General features: G+C 64.1%; 15 protein-coding genes. 8 read left to right on the forward strand and 7 right to left on the reverse strand.

Features of this window, described 5'->3' with window-relative positions:
• Positions 1-11: 11 nt before the first annotated feature.
• Complete coding sequence (locus B0G73_RS11230; RefSeq protein ID WP_106280668.1) at positions 12-959, reverse strand: phosphoribosyltransferase; 948 nt, start codon at positions 957-959, stop codon at positions 12-14.
• 271 nt (positions 960-1,230) lie between these two features.
• On the opposite strand from B0G73_RS11230, the gene B0G73_RS11235 reads away from it, so the two are divergent.
• Together B0G73_RS11235 and B0G73_RS11240 are read left to right on the forward strand one after the other, a co-directional pair.
• The gene (locus B0G73_RS11235) at positions 1,231-1,773 is read left to right on the forward strand and encodes a molybdopterin-dependent oxidoreductase (protein ID WP_106280670.1); all 543 of its coding nucleotides are present in this window, start codon (positions 1,231-1,233) and stop codon (positions 1,771-1,773) included.
• Positions 1,743-3,593 carry an ATP-binding protein gene (locus B0G73_RS11240; protein WP_106280672.1) on the forward strand — a complete coding sequence of 617 codons (1,851 nt, stop codon included), beginning with the start codon at positions 1,743-1,745 and terminating at the stop codon, positions 3,591-3,593. Before B0G73_RS11235 ends, B0G73_RS11240 begins: the two co-directional genes overlap by 31 nt.
• 81 nt (positions 3,594-3,674) lie before the next feature.
• On the opposite strand, the gene B0G73_RS11245 is transcribed toward B0G73_RS11240, so the two are convergent.
• The 3 genes from B0G73_RS11245 to B0G73_RS11255 all read right to left on the reverse strand — a co-directional run bounded on the left by B0G73_RS11245 (position 3,675) and on the right by B0G73_RS11255 (position 6,421).
• Entirely contained in the window at positions 3,675-4,529 is an 855-nt protein-coding gene (locus B0G73_RS11245; RefSeq protein ID WP_106280674.1) for a helix-turn-helix domain-containing protein, read from the reverse strand.
• 294 nt (positions 4,530-4,823) lie between these two features.
• Entirely contained in the window at positions 4,824-6,164 is a 1,341-nt protein-coding gene (locus B0G73_RS11250) for a type II toxin-antitoxin system HipA family toxin (RefSeq protein ID WP_106280676.1), read from the reverse strand.
• A gap of 2 nt (positions 6,165-6,166) precedes the next feature.
• Complete coding sequence (locus tag B0G73_RS11255) at positions 6,167-6,421, reverse strand: helix-turn-helix domain-containing protein (protein ID WP_106280678.1); 255 nt, start codon at positions 6,419-6,421, stop codon at positions 6,167-6,169.
• Positions 6,422-6,686: 265 nt separating this feature from the next.
• Here B0G73_RS11255 and B0G73_RS11260 point away from each other — a divergent pair, with 265 nt between their 5' ends.
• From B0G73_RS11260 to zwf, 6 genes are all read left to right on the forward strand, one after another.
• Positions 6,687-8,027 carry an FAD-binding oxidoreductase gene (locus tag B0G73_RS11260; protein ID WP_106280680.1) on the forward strand — a complete coding sequence of 447 codons (1,341 nt, stop codon included), beginning with the start codon at positions 6,687-6,689 and terminating at the stop codon, positions 8,025-8,027.
• Between the two features lie 35 nt (positions 8,028-8,062).
• On the forward strand, positions 8,063-8,695 hold the full coding sequence (locus tag B0G73_RS11265; RefSeq protein ID WP_106280681.1) for a C39 family peptidase: 633 nt from the start codon (positions 8,063-8,065) through the stop codon (positions 8,693-8,695).
• A gap of 98 nt (positions 8,696-8,793) precedes the next feature.
• Positions 8,794-9,045, forward strand: coding sequence for a hypothetical protein (locus B0G73_RS11270; RefSeq protein WP_106280683.1), 252 nt, complete (start codon positions 8,794-8,796; stop codon positions 9,043-9,045).
• A 94-nt stretch (positions 9,046-9,139) separates the two neighbouring features.
• Positions 9,140-10,246, forward strand: coding sequence for a TrkA family potassium uptake protein (locus tag B0G73_RS11275; RefSeq protein ID WP_106280685.1), 1,107 nt, complete (start codon positions 9,140-9,142; stop codon positions 10,244-10,246).
• Positions 10,247-10,290: 44 nt separating this feature from the next.
• Positions 10,291-11,226, forward strand: a complete 936-nt coding sequence (gene lhpI, locus B0G73_RS11280) for a bifunctional Delta(1)-pyrroline-2-carboxylate/Delta(1)-piperideine-2-carboxylate reductase (protein ID WP_106280687.1) — start codon at positions 10,291-10,293, stop codon at positions 11,224-11,226.
• A gap of 302 nt (positions 11,227-11,528) precedes the next feature.
• Positions 11,529-13,010, forward strand: a complete 1,482-nt coding sequence (zwf, locus tag B0G73_RS11285) for a glucose-6-phosphate dehydrogenase (RefSeq protein ID WP_106280689.1) — start codon at positions 11,529-11,531, stop codon at positions 13,008-13,010.
• Positions 13,011-13,083: 73 nt separating this feature from the next.
• On the opposite strand, the gene icmH is transcribed toward zwf, so the two are convergent.
• The 3 genes from icmH to tssJ form a co-directional block, all read right to left on the reverse strand.
• Complete coding sequence (gene icmH, locus B0G73_RS11290) at positions 13,084-13,863, reverse strand: type IVB secretion system protein IcmH/DotU (protein WP_106280691.1); 780 nt, start codon at positions 13,861-13,863, stop codon at positions 13,084-13,086.
• Positions 13,860-15,206 carry a type VI secretion system baseplate subunit TssK gene (gene tssK, locus B0G73_RS11295; RefSeq protein WP_106280693.1) on the reverse strand — a complete coding sequence of 449 codons (1,347 nt, stop codon included), beginning with the start codon at positions 15,204-15,206 and terminating at the stop codon, positions 13,860-13,862. The genes icmH and tssK overlap by 4 nt, the downstream gene beginning before the upstream one ends.
• Before the next feature lie 108 nt (positions 15,207-15,314).
• A complete protein-coding gene (gene tssJ / locus B0G73_RS11300) occupies positions 15,315-15,941 on the reverse strand; it encodes a type VI secretion system lipoprotein TssJ (protein ID WP_106280917.1) in 627 nt (208 codons plus the stop codon).
• Positions 15,942-16,004: the final 63 nt, after the last annotated feature.

The raw sequence follows: 16,004 nt of genomic DNA on the forward strand, positions 1-16,004 counted from the left end.
GGACGCTCGGGTCATGTCCACGCACGCGCGCCGACCAGTATGCCGGTTTGCGTGTGCGCGTCCCACCAGATCACCCGCAAGAGCGGCGCCTCCTGCGCGATCAGCAGCGCCTGCACCGGATCGCTCTCGATGAAATGCGTGACGCCGCCGCGCAATGCGGCCGCGGCTTTGTGCGCGGCGCTGCCGGCGGGGCTTTCATCGTGCGTGTCGGGCGTGCGCATCACCAGTTGCAGATGACCGAAGCCGTGGCGCGTCAACCATGCTTCGGTGCGCGCGCGATCCGCCTCGGGCCGGCCGGTGATGATCGTGCGAACCTGCTGCAAGTCGATCTCCGGCAACTCCTCGAACGGCAGCAGCGCGTCGCGCTCGGCGAGCGCGGCGGCGAGATCTTCGTCGTAACGCGCGAGCGGCACGTCGGGTAGCAGAATGCCGTCGAGGTCGATCGCGTAGGTGGCGTATTCGTGATCGTCGGCCATCGCGGGCGCGGCGCCTGATTCGACGCGCGCCCAGTCGTCGCGATATCGCTCGGTGTACGCCTGGCGCTCCCACGGAAACAACGCGAAGTAGCCGCGCGCGTCGATCGCATAGTCGGGTTGCGTGCGGCTCAACTCGTCGACGGCGCCGGTCAGCGTCCTGACCACGAGACCCTGCTGCTGAAGAAACGCGATGCAATCGGTCAGTGTAAAACCGCGCCCGGCGATGTCCTCGCACAGCAGCACGGCCGAGCCCGCGGGCGGGATCGGCAGCGTCGAATCCCAGGCGACTGTGCGCGTCAGGCGGTCGTAGCGCAGAAAGGCGACCGGCGTGCCGACGGCGTGCGAGACCATCAGCGCGAGCGGCGCGCCGCCGCGCAGAATGCCGATCGCCATCGCGAAGCGCTCGGCCAGCAAGGCAGGCTGCAGCGACTCGATCCAGTGATCGAGTTGTTCGTACGTCAGGGGCAAAACCGGCTTGTTCATGACTCGTAGGGCGTGGCGCGTGTAGGGCGAGCGTCTCTGACACGGGAGCGGCCGGTTGGTGCTCAAGCGGCCGGGAGCCCTCGTTTTTGAGACAAAGAATTTTGGCGATATTATGCATGCGGTTCAAAGATCGCGCGTCGGGGTGACGCGCGGTAACCCGACGCGCGACGCGAAACCGCGGCCGGCGCAAGGGACAAGAAACAAGGCCAAGGGCGGCGGGCCGGCGACTTTCAAGCCGCCCGCTAGAAGAATAGATAACGGAAAAAATCACATGACCAAGTCGACCGCCAGGGTGTATGACCGACAACGCGCCGTTACGGGCGCGCGCTGGGCCGCGGGCCTCGTGCTCGCGCTGGCCGCCTGGAGCGCGCAGGCTCAGTCGGAGCCGACGCCTTTATCGCTCGACGTGCAAGGCAAGATCGGCAAGACTACCGACGCCGCGCACAAGACTTACCAGTTCACCGAAGCGCAACTGCTCGCGCTGCCGGTCCACTCGATCACGACCTCGACCACGTGGACGCCGCGTGCCACCTTCACAGGACCGTTGCTGGCGGATATTCTGAAGACAGTCGGCGCCAATGGCACCCAGGTCGAGATCCATACGCTCGACGACTATACGTACACCATTCCGGTGTCGGACTGCGATCGCTATGGCGTGGTCGTTGCGTACAGCATGAACGGCCGGCGCCTGAAGATCAGCGACTTCGGGCCGCTGTTCCTTATCTATCCGCGCGATGCGTACCCGGATGAACTCACGGGCGCCTCGGGCGATTCAAAATTCGTATGGCAGATCAAGGCCCTCATCGTCAAATAATGCGCCATCCGTGGCGGCGTGCGTTCTACGTGCTGATCTGGCTGACCGCGCTCGCGGCGCCGGTCGGCGCGATCGGCTATCTGCTGTACGCGAATCTGCTCAACCCGCGCGCCACCGAGCAGCTGACCGGTTCGTACGACGGCTTCTACTGGGACGCCGCGCAATTGCAAATCGCCTACGCGCGCTTCGAGAATCAGCTGCTGCTGTATCAGTCGGGCGTCGACGACGACTATCAGCGGCTGATGCTGCGTTATCAGTTGCTGCAATCCAAGCTGCACGTGATGGCGGGTTCCACGCGCCGGCTGACCACCCAGCTCTCGCTGTTGCAAAGGCAACTGGATGAAATCCATTCGCTCGATCAGCTGCTGGGCGGTATCGGACCCGAAGTGGACGCGCTGCCGAAAGACCGCAGCCAGGCCAACCGGATCGTCGCGCAACTGCGTCAGCACTGGAACGAGGTCAACGATCTCGCGCTGAGCCGCCGCTTTGCCGATGTCGCCGATCGCGAGGCGATGAACCGCGACTTCATCAACAAGCGCCGTATGCTGTTCGCCGGCGGCCTGTTGCTGCTGTTGCTGTCGGCGGCGGCGACGCTGTTGCTCGTGCTGAACGGACGGCGTCGTACACGGCTGATGCATCAGCAGCACGCGGCGCTCGAAGCCGAGCACCAGGCGAGCCGCGCCGCGCGCGAGGCGAGTCACGCCAAGGACGCGTTTCTCGGCATGATCAGCCACGAACTGCGCACGCCATTGCATGCGATCGTGTCGTCGATCGAATTGCTGGGCTTCAACTATCACTCCGAGGCGGACCGCAAGGTGATCCAGCGGCTCGAAACCGCGGGCCGGCATCTGGAAGCGCAGATGAAGGATCTGACCGACTACGCGCGCCTCGGCGCCGGCAAGCTCGAGTTGCGTCACGAGCATTTCGAGCCGCGCGAACTGCTGGCGTCGATCGTCGACGAACACGCGATGTCGGCGGCCGCGCGCGGTTTGCAACTGGAGAGCGAGGCGGGCGGCATGAGCGGTCTTGTCGATTCCGATCCGCACCGCATCCGCCAGATCGTCAACAACCTCGTCACCAACGCGATCCGCTACACCGAAACCGGCACCGTGCGCGTGCAGTTGCGGCAACGGCCGGGGCTGCTGGTCTTCGTCGTCAGCGACACGGGGCCGGGCGTGCCGCATGCGCAGATTCCACTCATCTTTCAGGAGTTCACCCAGCTGGACGCGTCGCGCACGCGCCGTTTCGAAGGCGCGGGCATGGGACTGACCATCGTGCAGGGGCTGGTCAAGCTGTTCGGCGGCACGGTCGAGGTGGCGAGCAAGGTCGGCGAGGGCACCACCTTCACCGTGACGATTCCGGTCACGCCGGTCGCCGCCGCGCAACCGCAAGATGTGGCGACGCGCGCCGAGCCTGGCGGCGCGCGTCCGTGCGTATTGATCGTCGACGACAACAGCCTGATCCGCGAGTCGCTCAGTGAAATGGTCGCGCACATGAATTTCGACGCGCACGCCGTCGCCACCGCCGACGATGCGCTCGCCTGGCTCGACACTCGCCGTTGCGACGTGGTGTTGCTCGATCTGCACATGCCCGAGCGCGACGGCTATACGTTTCTCGCGGACTTTGCCAAGCGGGGCGGACCGTCCGCGGGCGTGCCGGTGATCGTGGTCAGCGCGTATGCGCCGGAGGCAGAAGTGACTGGGAAGGCGGAAGAGGAAGGCGGCTCGCGGCCGTTCTTCGATGCGTTATTAAAGCCGGTACATTACGAGGAGCTCCGCAACGCGTTGCAGCGGGCGCTGACTTCGCGGCATACGGCGTGAGGCGAAGCGCGGGCGGCCGGGCGAAGGTGGGCATCGACCTGAGCACACGCCTTCAGCCGTTTGCCGGCGCGGGTGGGTCCGCTAAGGCCGGTTCAGCCGCTTCGACAGATCGGCAACCAGGATCGCCATGCGCGCCGGCTTTTCATAGCACGCGACGTCGTAATTGCGGATCACCTGGCTGATCTCCGATTCGCTGGCCTTGCCGGTCAGCAATTCACCGGTCAGCACGAAGATCGGCGCGTCCGGATTTTCCGAGGCGCGCACCGCGCGAATCGCAGCCGCCGAGGTGTGCGCGCCGAACAGCCAGTCGATCACGATGCCGTCGAACACCTGGGTTTGCAACTGGTCGGCAAAGGCCGCGAGTCCGTAGATCGCCACCGCGGCGAAGCCGCTGCGCTCCAGATAGTCGCGCAGGTTGTCGGCGCTCGCCTGGTCGTCGTCGACTACCGCGATGGTGGGCTTGTCGGTTTCGGCGCGGCGCGGATAGATCTCGATCTTGTGGACTTCGTACGCGCTCTGGTAAAGCGTGCCGTCGTGGCGTGCCACGCGCCATTGACCGAGCCGGGAGTACGCGACAAATTCCGGGCGGCTGCCGGCCTCGAGGGCGGCGCCGACCCAGGCCGTGCAGGCCAGTTCGATCGCGCCGATGCTGAACACGGCTTCCTGGGCGATCGCGCCGACCATGCCGGGATCGAGCGATTGCGCGCCGAATAGCTGGGCGGCCGGTTCGCCGAACACCTCGGCGACCTTCTTGATTTGCGAGAGCGTCCACGGGCTGTTGCCGCGCAACTTGCGGTGTCCCTGCGAAAAACTCAGATCGAGGATGCGGCACAGTTCCGTGGTCTGCTGGCGTTTGCCGATTCCGTGCCGGCTCATCAACTCGCGCACGCGCTCGGCGACTGCGATGGAGTCAGGTGAGTGTGTTTCGTTGGCCATGCTGCGTGAGAATCCGCCGTCTTAAAGGGTACTGGGGGAGTGCGATACGACAGGCATAGCGCGACCATGCACATGCAATGCGCAAAGACGCGGCGTCGCAGGGGACAGCAAATGTACCGTAAAAAGTATCGCAGTCTGTCGTTTTGTACGACCGCCGTCTGGCCCGTCGATGCGAGAGTCGAAACGGACCGGCTGGGCGATCTTTTCATGCATTGAGCATCAATGTATTTTACCGATGAAACCTCGCTGCATCTAAAGAGAAATATGCCAGGCGATGCCGGCCGCACGAAACGTCTAGCCAGCAGACATCGTGCCGAGCTTCGCCGCCGAGTTTTTCAGGCCTTTGAAAATCCGTTCGGCGACCCTGGCCGGAAAACGTTCGGGCAATTCTGCGGAGACCCGTTCGATCACGCCGGGCGTCTGTTCGATCAACCGTTGAATCAGCGGTTCCGCGTCCGCGCCGTACGAGCACTTCAGCGCCATGGTGTTGAAGTGGCGCCGCTGCACGTCGCGAAACGCGTCGTGCTTGCTGCGCGACCACATGCCCATGGCGAGTCGCGCCTTGAACCACGACCACTGGTTCGGGCCGCTGCCTTCCACCGGCCAGATCGACATGACGTCGTAGAGCGGCGTGAGGCGATAGTGGCCACCCGCGAGCAGGCGAATGCTGAAGTTCTTGGCGTGGCCGTCCGGCGCCGCCAGCATCCAGAACAGAATCTGGCTTGCCAGCAGCGTCTCGATGTCCTGCCGCGCCTCGACCGACTGCTGCAGAACTCGCGCGAGGTCGAGCACGCCCGGGCCGCCTTCGTTTTCATATTTGCGATGCGACGGCACGCCGTACACCTGGCAGAAGTCTTCCTGCGGCAGGCGCAGCAGCCACTGCCCGCTCGAATGCATTTGCCGGTCGAAGCGCTCGACACTCAACACCCGCTGCTTGCCGAACGTCATGATCTCCGTGTTGGCGACGGGCAGGCCGTAAGCCTGCAGAATCCGCAGACAGAGCCATTCGTTTTCAACCGACGTGCTGAGATCGGCGAGCTTGTTGCCGACCAGACCGAGCGGCAGCTTGAAAATGTGCGTGGTGGGCGTGGCGCCGTGCGGCCGCTGCCATTTGCCGTCATGCCACAGCAGCGCGGTTTTTTCCTGCGCGCCGGCGAGCGAAATGCGGAACTCGTCCGCCGCGTCGTGCGCGCCGAAAGCCGGGTTGCTGACCGTGCGCGCGAGCATGGCCTCGATCTCGGCCTCCGTGAGCGGCGTGCCCTCGATCCGTTCGACGCCTTGCGGCACGTCGTCTTCCGCAAGCAGTTGGACGGCGCCCACGCAGTCGCGGCCGATGGCTTGCAGCAGATCGAACGCATCGAGTGTCTCGGTCTGGTAGCGCTGGGCGATGCGCTTTCTGATCGCCTCGCTGTCGGGCAGCAGATTGTCGAAATAGTTGAGCACGCGCGGACCTTTGTGCGCCAGATCGCCCGGTGTGAACGGCAGCGACAGCGACAGCGGCCGTCCCGCGGGCGATGCGACCCAGGCGGGCTCGCAGGCGAATTCCATGGGTCCGCGAGCGGGCAGGCGCCAAACGCCGACGCGCTCGCCATTCGCCCAGACCGAGAGTGCGCGCGAGTGAGTTTGCCGTCCCATGCTCACCACTCGATCAATGGCGTGGGGCCGGGCAGCGTCTGGCTCTTGTCGCGCAGTTGCAGCTGCAGACCGTAGGCGCCGCACAAGGCCAGCAGTTGTGCGAGGGTGAGAGCGGCAGCGTCGCTTTCGAAGGCAGAGATGCGGCTCTGGCTGACGCCGATCCGCGCCGCCGCCTCGGCCTGCGTGAGGCCGGCTTGCCGCCGGCTGGCGGCAAGCAGCCGGGCGACCTGGTCCGGTGTGGCGATGAGATTCAGCATGGCAAATTATCTGTGAAACGAATAAATGCACTTTATGCGTCACACGCATATTTGTCAAATATTCGTGTCACGCATATTTCGCTAATATCTGTCTCACGAATAAAATGCAAATATGCGTCTGGCGAATAAACGGCGTGAAGCCCGCGCGGACGCCACCGCCGCGCGCCTTTGTCCGCCTGCGTCGCCGGTCATCGGCCGTCGCGGCATTGCGGACAAGCAGGCCGCCTGCGAAGATTACGCCCACACTTAAAACCCGCCCGCCTTGATGACCACGACTTACCCGCTGCACGCGAACCTCACTTCCGCCGATCAGGCATTCCCGAAGCACGCCGATGTGGTGATCGCCGGCGCCGGCATCATGGGCTGCGCGGCCGCCTACTATCTGGCGCGCCGCGGCCTTTCGGTGGTGGTGCTCGACAAGTCGCGCATTGCCGGGCAGCAGTCGTCGCGGGCGTGGGGATTCGTGCGTCAGCAGGGCCGCGAGTCCGCCGAAGTGCCGCTGATGATGGCCGGCATCCCGCTGTGGAAAACACTCGAAAGCGAGCTGAATTTCGATCTCGAATGGCGTCAGGGCGGCTGTCTGTACGTGGCGACCGGCGAAGAGGAGTGGGCCTCGTTCCGCCAATGGATGGACGTCGCGCGTCAGCACGGCCTCGATACGCGCACGCTCGACCGCAAGCAGATCGACACGGTCGTGACCGGCATGCACGCGCCGGCGCTCGGCGGCCTCTACACGCCAAGCGACGGCCAGGCGGAACCGCGCCGCGCCGCAGCGGCCTTTGCGGCGCGCGCGAGGCAAGCCGGTGCGCTGTTTTTCGAAGGCTGCGGCGTGATCGGCGTCGAACGCGCGGGCGGCGCGATTGCCGGCGTGATCACCGAGCGCGGCCCGCTGCGCACTTCGCGCTTCATCTGCGCGGCGGGCGCGAGCAGCTGGCGTCTGCTCAAAACGCTCGGGCTCGAACTGCCGCAGCAGGCGGTGCGCGGCACCTGCATGCGCACCAATCCGCTGCCGCGCATTACCGCGTCGACGTTCTGGGGCCACGGCCTCGGCGTGCGGCAGCGCGCGAACGGCGCGATCAATCTCGCCGACGACATGCAGGTCGATGTCGACATGACGCTTGGTCATTTCCGCGCGCTCAAGTGGTTCTTGCCGGAGCTGTGGGCGCAGCGCGAGAAGTTCAGCTTCCATCTGAACGGCGCTAGCCTGCGCGATCTGCGCGAGCGCTTGCCGGGCGGCGTGCCGAAACACGAGCGTGTGCTGCATCCGCGTGACCCGCATCCGCAGCCGAATGTGGGCCACGCGCCGCGGGCGTTGAAAAAACTGCGCGCCTTGTTTCCCGCGTTAAAAGACGCGCAGGTGGTCGAATCGTGGGCCGGCCTGATCGACGTGTTGCCCGACGGCATTCCGGTGATCGACGCGCCGCCGCAGGTCAGCGGCTTGACTATCGCCACCGGCTTTTGCGGCCACGGTTTCGCGATGGGGCCGATCGTCGGCAAACTGCTCGCGGAATTGAACGACGGCGGCCAGGCGTCGCTCGATCTGTCGGCGTTCCGCTTGCAGCGTTTCTTCGACGGCACGATGCAACGGCCTCGCAGCATGCTGTAAAAAGTTTCTGTCGCAATCCTTTTCTCGCACCACCCATGAACGAAGCGACTCTGCGCCACGTCGGCGTGCCGTACTACACGCAATGGGGCAGTCCCGAATGGGTCGGCCGGATCGTCGAGCAGCACAGCGACCCGTGCGCCGATCCCGGCTGGCAGCGCAGCGGCTTCTCCGATCCAGAGCGTTACCGCTTCTGGGCTAAGCGGCTGTGCGGCCTGACGTGCCTCGAGTCCGCGCTCGACTATTGGCGCATCGATCACGCGCCGCGCGCCGCGCTGCTCGACGAAGCGTTGCGGCATGGCGTGTACCGCATGCGCGAGGATGGCGGCGTCGATGGTTTGATTTACCGGCCATTTGCCGATTGGGTGGCCGGCGCGTTCGGCGTTCGGGTCGACGTGCTGCCGCAAGCGCCGCTCGAAAACATGGCCGCGCGGCTGAACGCCGAGACGCTGGCAATTGTCTCCGTGAGCCCGGAGATCCGTTATCCCCAGCGGCCCAATCAGCGCCAGGGTGGTCATCTGATCCTGCTGCACGGACGCGGCCGCGACGGCGTGTGGTTCCACAATCCCTCGGGTATCGCGCCGCATCAAGCCGATGTGTATCTGCCATTCGACACCATGACGCGTTTCTACGCGGGACGCGGCATGACGCTCAGCCGGATCGCGCGCTAGCCGCGGCGGGCGGCGTTTTTTTGTCGCACGGTGAGCGGGGTGATCGGGCCCGTTTTCTGCTGATACGCGGTATCGACTCTAGTGCTACCGGAACCGCCATGAAACGAACCTACGCCCTCCTTGCTGCCAGCTTGATTGCTCTTGGCTCCGCTGCCACGGCGGACGCTGCCAGCCGCGACGAACAGACCAAGGCCTGCCGAGGCGACGCCATGCATTTTTGCGCCGCCGACATTCCCAACGAAGACAAGATCACCGCCTGCATGAAGCAGCACGTCGATGAACTGAGCCCGGCATGCCGCGCGATGTTCAAGGGCGGCAAGAAGGGCGCCGATAAAAATACGTCGCAGTGACGGCGGGGCGGCTTAACGTCCTGCTTTCGCGATCCGGCCCCGCGGCGCGTCCGGCGTCGTAGAATCGCTTGTCATCGACTGCGGGAGCCGCCGCATGCCTGAATCGCCCAAGCCGGAGCCACGTCTGCCGCGCTTCCGTTTGCCGCGCCGTGCCCGCACGCCCTGGCAGGCGCCGCGCGCCCGCACGCTGTTCACGCGGCCGGCGGCATCCCCGCAACGCATGCTGTTGCAGCGCGTGTATCTGGTGGTGGGCCTGTGCGTGCTCGCCTTCGCCGTGCTCTATCTCGATCGGGACGGCTTGCGTGATGCCAACCGCAAAGTCCTCGGCATCGTCGATCTGATGTACTTCACGATGGTGACGGTAGCCACCGTCGGCTACGGCGACATCGTGCCGGTGACGGCCCGCGCGCGGCTCATCGACGCCTTTTTCATCGTGCCGATCCGCATCGTCATCTGGTTCGTGTTTCTCGGCACCGCCTATCAGTTCGTCATTCAACGCGTCATCGAGGAATTCCGCATGAAACGCCTGCAAAAGCAGTTGCGCGATCACGTCGTGATTTGCGGCTATGGATTGAGCGGTTCGGTCGCGGTGCGCGAGTTGCTGGAAAGCGGTTTCACCGCGGAGTCGATCGTCGTGATCGATCCGCAGCAGGCGGCGCTCGAAGCGGCCACGGCGCTCGGTGTCGCCGGCCTGCTCGGCGATCCGTCGCGCGAGGATCTGTTGCAGCAGGCGCAGGTGCAGATCGCCCGCGCGGTGATCATTGCCGTCACCGACGACGCCACCGCCATCCTGCTCACGCTGACCGTGCGCAGCGTCGCGCCGCAGACCAAGATCGTGGTGCGGATTCAGGAGCAGACCTACCAGCGGCAATTGCGCCAGGCCGGGGCGAACGTGATCGTCTCGTCGACCAAGATCGGCGGCTTGCTGCTTGCCGACGCGGTGGACAGCGAATACATCGTGCCCTTCGTGAACGACCTGTTGTCGGCACGTGGCCGTGTCAACCTGGTCGAACGTCGGGCGACGGCGCAGGAGATCGGCCGCTGGAGCAATGCGCTGCCGGGCGCGGTGGTGGTGGGGCTCGTGCGCGCGGGGCGCGTGCTGTCGTTTTACGAAGACGAGCCGTGTCCGATCGAGGCGGGCGATCTGTTGATGCTGATCCAGTCGTCGCGGCAGCCGAATGAGACGCCCGCCGCCTGCTAGCCCATTCGAACTCAAACTTTGCCAAACACCGGAACGACCTGCCCATGACCCAGCCGACCACGCAGACCTTCGACGCCGCCGCGACCACCCGGCTGATTCCCTATGCCGCGCTTGTCGATGCACTCAAGCGCGCGACCATCGACTATGCGCAGCGGCGCATTGCGAGTCCCGAGCGGCTGCTTGTGCCGCTCAACGAGGACGGCATCATGCTGTCGATGCCGGCCACCGCGCCCGATCTCGCGATCCACAAGCTGGTGAACGTATGCCCGGCCAATCGCGCACGCGGCCTCCCGACCATCCACGGCAAGGTGATGGCGTTCGACGCCGACACCGGCGAGACGCTCTTCATTCTCGATGGCCCGACCGTGACGGGACGGCGCACGGCGGCAATCTCGATGCTCGGCGTCGACACTTTCGCCGCGGCAACGCCGCGCGAATTTCTGCTGATCGGCACCGGCACGCAGGCGCTCAACCATCTGGAGGCGATCGGCGAACTGTTTCCCGACGCGCGAGTGTGGGTGAAGGGCAGCGCGCCTGCGCGCGCCGAGGCGTTTTGCGCCGCGCATCAGGGCAAGGCGCGTGAACTTCAGCCGCTGATCCAGCCCGGCGCCACGATCCCCGACTCGGTCGATGTAGTGATCGCGCTGACCACGAGCAGACAGCCGGTCTACGACGAGGCGGCGCGCGTGGAGCGCCTCGTGATCGGCGTCGGCGCATTCACGCCGGCGATGGTCGAGATCGGCGCGCGCACCCTCGGCGAAAGCGCGCTTTTCGTCGATGACGAAGCCGGCGCGCGCCACGAAGCCGGCGACTTCATTCAGGCGGGCGTCGACTGGGCTCAGGTCGGCGGCATCGCTTCGGTGCTCGACAATGCAGCGTCGTTGCCGCAAAAAAAACCGATCGTATTTAAAAGCGTCGGCTGTGCAGCGTGGGATCTGGCGGCGTGCCGCGTGGCGCGCGAGGCGTTGTCAGGAGGTTGAAGGCTTGGGGGGAAAACCACGTGAGAGGGGCCGCGCATGGCCTGCGGAGCATGCTTTGCGACAGGATAGGGCGTGCCCGCGAACACCGAAAAAGGTCCTGGAAACAGGCCTTTAGCGCGTTAGGTTGGCATATTGCGCGAACCTGAGGCACATGTTGCCGTGCAAACAATCTCAAAACGTTGCACCATAGGCGTTTGCCAGAAGAAGTGCCGGTGCGCCGGCACCGCGCCGCTGCTTTTTTCTGCCCGCTTTTTTTCTGCCGTTCACCGACGCCTTATCCCTCACGACGCTGCGACCGCGCTATGACGACCCAACACGCTTCTGCCACTTCCGACCTGCCGCTCGACATGATCATCTTCGGCGGCACCGGCGATCTGTCGTTTCGCAAGCTGCTGCCTGCGCTCTACATGGCGCATCTGCACTGCAATCTGCCGCCGAACACCCGCATTCTCACGATCGGCCGCAAGCCCTGGTCGCGTGAGGAGTACATCAACGAATTCATGGAGCTGAAGGCGAAGCCCTTCATCGAAAAGAAAGCGTTCGATGCCGGTGCCTGGGACAAATTTCTCGCGCTGTTCGAGTACGTGCGCATGGACGTCGACTCGGTCGAAGACTATCAGCGTCTGAAAGAAGTGTCGCGCGAAGGCGTGCGCCGCGTGTTCTATCTCGCGACGTCGCCGGATCTGTTCACGAACATCTGTGACAACCTCGCAGCCGCGGGCTTGATCGACGCCAACTCGCGCGTCGTGCTCGAGAAGCCGCTGGGTCACGATCTGGCCTCCGCGCAGGAAATCAACACGGCAGTCGGCAAGCATTTCAGCGAAGCGCAGATCTACCGGATCGACCACTACCTCGGCAAGGAAACCGTGCAGAACCTGATGGTGCTGCGCTTCGGCAATCCGATTTTCGGCCCGCTGTGGCAGGCGCCGTATATCAAGAGCGTGCAGATCACCGTGGCGGAAACGGTCGGCGTGGGCAGCCGCGCGGGCTTCTACGATAAAACCGGCGCGCTGCGCGACATGGTGCAGAACCACTTGCTGCAACTGCTGTGCATCGTCGCGATGGAGCCGCCGGTGTCGCTCGACCCGGACGCGGTGCGCGACGAAAAGCTCAAGGTGTTACGTTCGCTGCGGCCCATGACGCCCGAGGACATCGCGCGCGATACCGTGCGCGGCCAGTACACCGCGGGCGCCGTGGACGGCGAGGCCGTGAAGGGTTATCAGGAAGAAGACAACGTGCCGGCCGGCAGCCGCGCCGAAACCTTCGTCGCCTTGCGCGCGCATATCAACAACTGGCGCTGGGCGCATGTGCCGTTTTTCCTGCGCACCGGCAAGCGGATGCAAAAGAAGGTGTCGGAGATCGTCATCGAATTTGCCGAACTGCCGTTCTCGATCTTTCCGAAGGGCGGGCGCAACTACGGCAATCGTCTGGTGATCCAGTTGCAGCCGGAAGAATCGATCCAGTTGCAGGTGCTGGCGAAGGAGCCGGGCAGCGGCATGCACATGCTGCCGGTGAATCTGAATCTGGATTTGCAGCAGGCTTTCACCGAGCGTCGCGCTGAAGCGTATGAGCGTTTGCTGATCGACGTGATTCGCGGACGCCTCACGCATTTCATGCGGCGCGACGAACTCGAAGCGGCATGGGCGTGGGCCGAACCGATTCTGGAAGGCTGGGGCAAATCGGGTGAGAAGCCGCGTGGCTATACGGCGGGCACGTTTGGTCCGGCGGCTTCGACGGCGCTGATGGCGCGCGAAAACGCGGTGTGGGCGGAAGAGTCGCAATAAGCTTCACTTCACCAGTGCCAAACGGAAATGGCCCGCAAATGCGGGCCATTTTCACTTATTGGTCGGCGCAGGCTTAAGGCAACGAAATCGTCAACGTAGCCGATTGCGGACCGAGCTTGACCACCTGCGAATACGGCGCGAGCGAACGCAAGGTCTGATCACGCAGATAGGTATTCAGCCCGAGATAAGCCAGCAATCCCACCAGCGCGAACACCGCGCCGATCGACCACAACGGCACCTCGCGCTTCAGACGGTGCGCGACCTGATCGGGCAGTGGCCAATGCGGCGCGAACTGCGCGCGCTTGCCTTTCAGATGCGCGATTTCGTCGCCGATGCGCGCGGTCAGATACGCGAGCTTCTCCGGTCCTTCGAGCAGATACTTGCCCTGATAACCGAGCAGCAGGCACATGTGAAACACCTCCAGCGACTGCAAGCGTGCCGCGCCTTGTGCGCGGCACTCCTCGAGATACTGGAAAAATTTCTCGCCCGCCAGTTGCTCGCCGAACAGCACCAGTTGCAGCGGCCGGCGCTCCCATTCCGTGCGGATCCTGAAGGTGGACGACAACACCGATTCGTCGATGGCGGCGCAGAACGCAAACTTCGACGCGTAGACATCTTCGGCCGACGCATTGAGCTTTTTCGCGCCGCGCTCGAAGTCGCCGAGGAACTGCTGGATGCGCTGGCTGAATTCCTGCGCGTCGCCGGGCTCGCGGCCGTTCTTCAACAGGAACAACATGAAGAAACCGTCGTACAGCAGATCGAGCAACGAGCGGACCTGATAGCTCGGCTCGGTGATCGGGGCGGGCGCGGCGGCAGGCGTGCTGCCGCCAAAGAGGGATGGCGCGTAGCTCATGATGTGACGGCGATCAGTTCGAGTTGAAGATCGTTGATGCCCGACGGCGCGTAGATCATTGCCGATTGAGCCTGCAACATACGGTCATACAGCGCGCCGCGCGATTCGAACGAGAAGTAGCACGCGCCCGGACGCACCGGAATGGCGGGCGGCACCTGCGGCGTGTAGACGAGCCGCACGCCCGGCATGGCCGAGAGCACCAGCTTGTCGACGTCGTCCGGCGCGCCGACCTTGAAGCGCGCGGGCACGGCTTCCACGAGTTCGGCGGTCGGCATATCCGCCGATACCGCGATGTAGAACATGGTCTTGTCGTCGATCTTGCCCGAGTCGAGCCGGCCCGCATGGAACGACGGACGCACTTCTTCGAGCGCGATCGCGAAGTAGCGCGTGGAGATCACGGTTTCGAGCAGATCGCGCAGGATCGTGTCGAGACGCGCGAAGCCGGGGCCCGGATCGTCGTGGCGATACGCCGGCAAATCAGAGAGCGCATAGCCTTTCGAAAACGTCATCAACTGGCCGGCGAGCCGCAGCAGTTCCTGAAACAGGCGTTCGGGATGCAGCGCCGAATGCTGGTACAGATGCGCGAGCGAAGCGAAGGCCGCGCTCGCGGTATGCAACAGCCAGAACGAGGCGATGTCGCCGGAACGGAACTCGATGATGTTCTTGGTCGGCTCGCGGTGAAAGCCGTATAACGCATTGACCTTGGCCTGCAAGGCGTCGATCAGTTGACGCAGGCGCTGATGCAGGATCGGCGAGGCGTCGATAGCGAGGCAGGGCGGCACGAACGTGTCGTCGATTTCGAACCCGCTCGTAGCGGTGCGGCGTACCCGCACGAGCGGCACCGAGAGCAGTTGATCGCGTGGCTCGCTATGCGCGATCAGCTTGACGCTGGTCTTCAGGAAGGTGATGTCGGCTTCGGCGGCGTCGGTGAAATGATCGGCCACCGGCGTCTGTTCGCTGACGTAACGCGAGATGAAACCGGCATTGCTGTCCTGCGCATAGTTCGCACCGGTTTCGCGCAGCGGATGCAGCGCGAGATAAAACGTGAATTCGTTGATGCCGTCGGGAAGCGTATCCAGCGCGATGGGCGGCGGCAGGTCGTCGGCCTGCGGCGCGGAGTAGAGCGCGCCGTCGGGAAACACCAGCGAGAGTTCGCTCACGCGCAGCACGTTGCTGCCGAGCGCGTCGCGATCGAAGCGCGCCGAGCGCACGCCCCAGTTATACGGCTGGATCGCCTGGATCGACTCGAACAGGCGCGCCTCATGATAAGCGTCCTGACGCTGAAAATGCTGCGGCCTCAGAAACAGGCCTTCCCCCCATAGCACTTTTGCCGAATAACTCATCTCAAACCCGTTATATGCGTTCTGCGTGTGGCGCACCCGGAGATAACCGATTCGAGCGCCGCATTGTTAATTGCTTAAAAAATGTTAAATCGCATTTGTCCGGCATCTTTATCCGCAGCTTACCGAAGAAAGCATATTTAGCGCTTGCGCCGGCAGTCCCTGGTCTGGCGGGATCACCGTGCCATTGGTCACCGTCATTGCACAGTTATGCAGGCCGATCATTATGCCGGATTTCTCCGACTTCGCCGGGTCGAAGGCGAATTTCCAGCGCTGCATCGCCGGATCACGGAATAGCGCGACGATACCGAATGCCTGCGCTTCACGCGAGACTTTTTCGGTAACAACGTAGCGCTGGCCCGGGATCAGCGTTACTTCACGCACGCCCAGCAAATCACCGCCCAATACGGTCTTTTCCTTTGCTGGATCGGTAAATGCGTCGAACGGCGCCTGCTGGAATGAAGTCGGGTCTTTCAGTACGTAAAGCCGCACCACCAGCGCCAATGGCCGTTTGTCATTCGCGGCGTTCAGATTCGACGCTGCATATAAGGTGAGGCCGAGATTGCGCGGTGGTTTCTGGGCATCCGGCAGATCCGGCTTGCCGAGGCCGCTTGCCTGCAAAGCCGCGTTGGCAGCGGCTCCGAGCACCGTCACGCCGGCCGCGCAGCCGCCCAGAAGCGCGCAGACCGCCGCATTGGCGATCAAAAGCGATGCATAGCGAATAACACGCGAATTCATATACATCGACCGGCTCGGCGCCGTCCCCCGTCAAAACATCAATAACGAACTCAATCCGGCAAA

The sequence above is a fragment of the Paraburkholderia sp. BL25I1N1 genome, assembly GCF_003002025.1.
Taxonomy (GTDB): domain Bacteria; phylum Pseudomonadota; class Gammaproteobacteria; order Burkholderiales; family Burkholderiaceae; genus Paraburkholderia.

Excerpts from the sequence above, each read along its gene's own strand:
- B0G73_RS11230 (WP_106280668.1), bottom strand. The coding sequence starts at position 959 with ATGAACAAGCCGGTTTTGCCCCTGACGTACGAACAACTCGATCACTGG.
- B0G73_RS11235 (WP_106280670.1), top strand. The coding sequence starts at position 1,231 with ATGACCAAGTCGACCGCCAGGGTGTATGACCGACAACGCGCCGTTACG.
- B0G73_RS11240 (WP_106280672.1), top strand. The coding sequence starts at position 1,743 with ATGGCAGATCAAGGCCCTCATCGTCAAATAATGCGCCATCCGTGGCGG.
- B0G73_RS11245 (WP_106280674.1), bottom strand. The coding sequence starts at position 4,529 with ATGGCCAACGAAACACACTCACCTGACTCCATCGCAGTCGCCGAGCGC.
- B0G73_RS11250 (WP_106280676.1), bottom strand. The coding sequence starts at position 6,164 with ATGGGACGGCAAACTCACTCGCGCGCACTCTCGGTCTGGGCGAATGGC.
- B0G73_RS11255 (WP_106280678.1), bottom strand. The coding sequence starts at position 6,421 with ATGCTGAATCTCATCGCCACACCGGACCAGGTCGCCCGGCTGCTTGCC.
- B0G73_RS11260 (WP_106280680.1), top strand. The coding sequence starts at position 6,687 with ATGACCACGACTTACCCGCTGCACGCGAACCTCACTTCCGCCGATCAG.
- B0G73_RS11265 (WP_106280681.1), top strand. The coding sequence starts at position 8,063 with ATGAACGAAGCGACTCTGCGCCACGTCGGCGTGCCGTACTACACGCAA.
- B0G73_RS11270 (WP_106280683.1), top strand. The coding sequence starts at position 8,794 with ATGAAACGAACCTACGCCCTCCTTGCTGCCAGCTTGATTGCTCTTGGC.
- B0G73_RS11275 (WP_106280685.1), top strand. The coding sequence starts at position 9,140 with ATGCCTGAATCGCCCAAGCCGGAGCCACGTCTGCCGCGCTTCCGTTTG.
- lhpI (WP_106280687.1), top strand. The coding sequence starts at position 10,291 with ATGACCCAGCCGACCACGCAGACCTTCGACGCCGCCGCGACCACCCGG.
- zwf (WP_106280689.1), top strand. The coding sequence starts at position 11,529 with ATGACGACCCAACACGCTTCTGCCACTTCCGACCTGCCGCTCGACATG.
- icmH (WP_106280691.1), bottom strand. The coding sequence starts at position 13,863 with ATGAGCTACGCGCCATCCCTCTTTGGCGGCAGCACGCCTGCCGCCGCG.
- tssK (WP_106280693.1), bottom strand. The coding sequence starts at position 15,206 with ATGAGTTATTCGGCAAAAGTGCTATGGGGGGAAGGCCTGTTTCTGAGG.
- tssJ (WP_106280917.1), bottom strand. The coding sequence starts at position 15,941 with ATGAATTCGCGTGTTATTCGCTATGCATCGCTTTTGATCGCCAATGCG.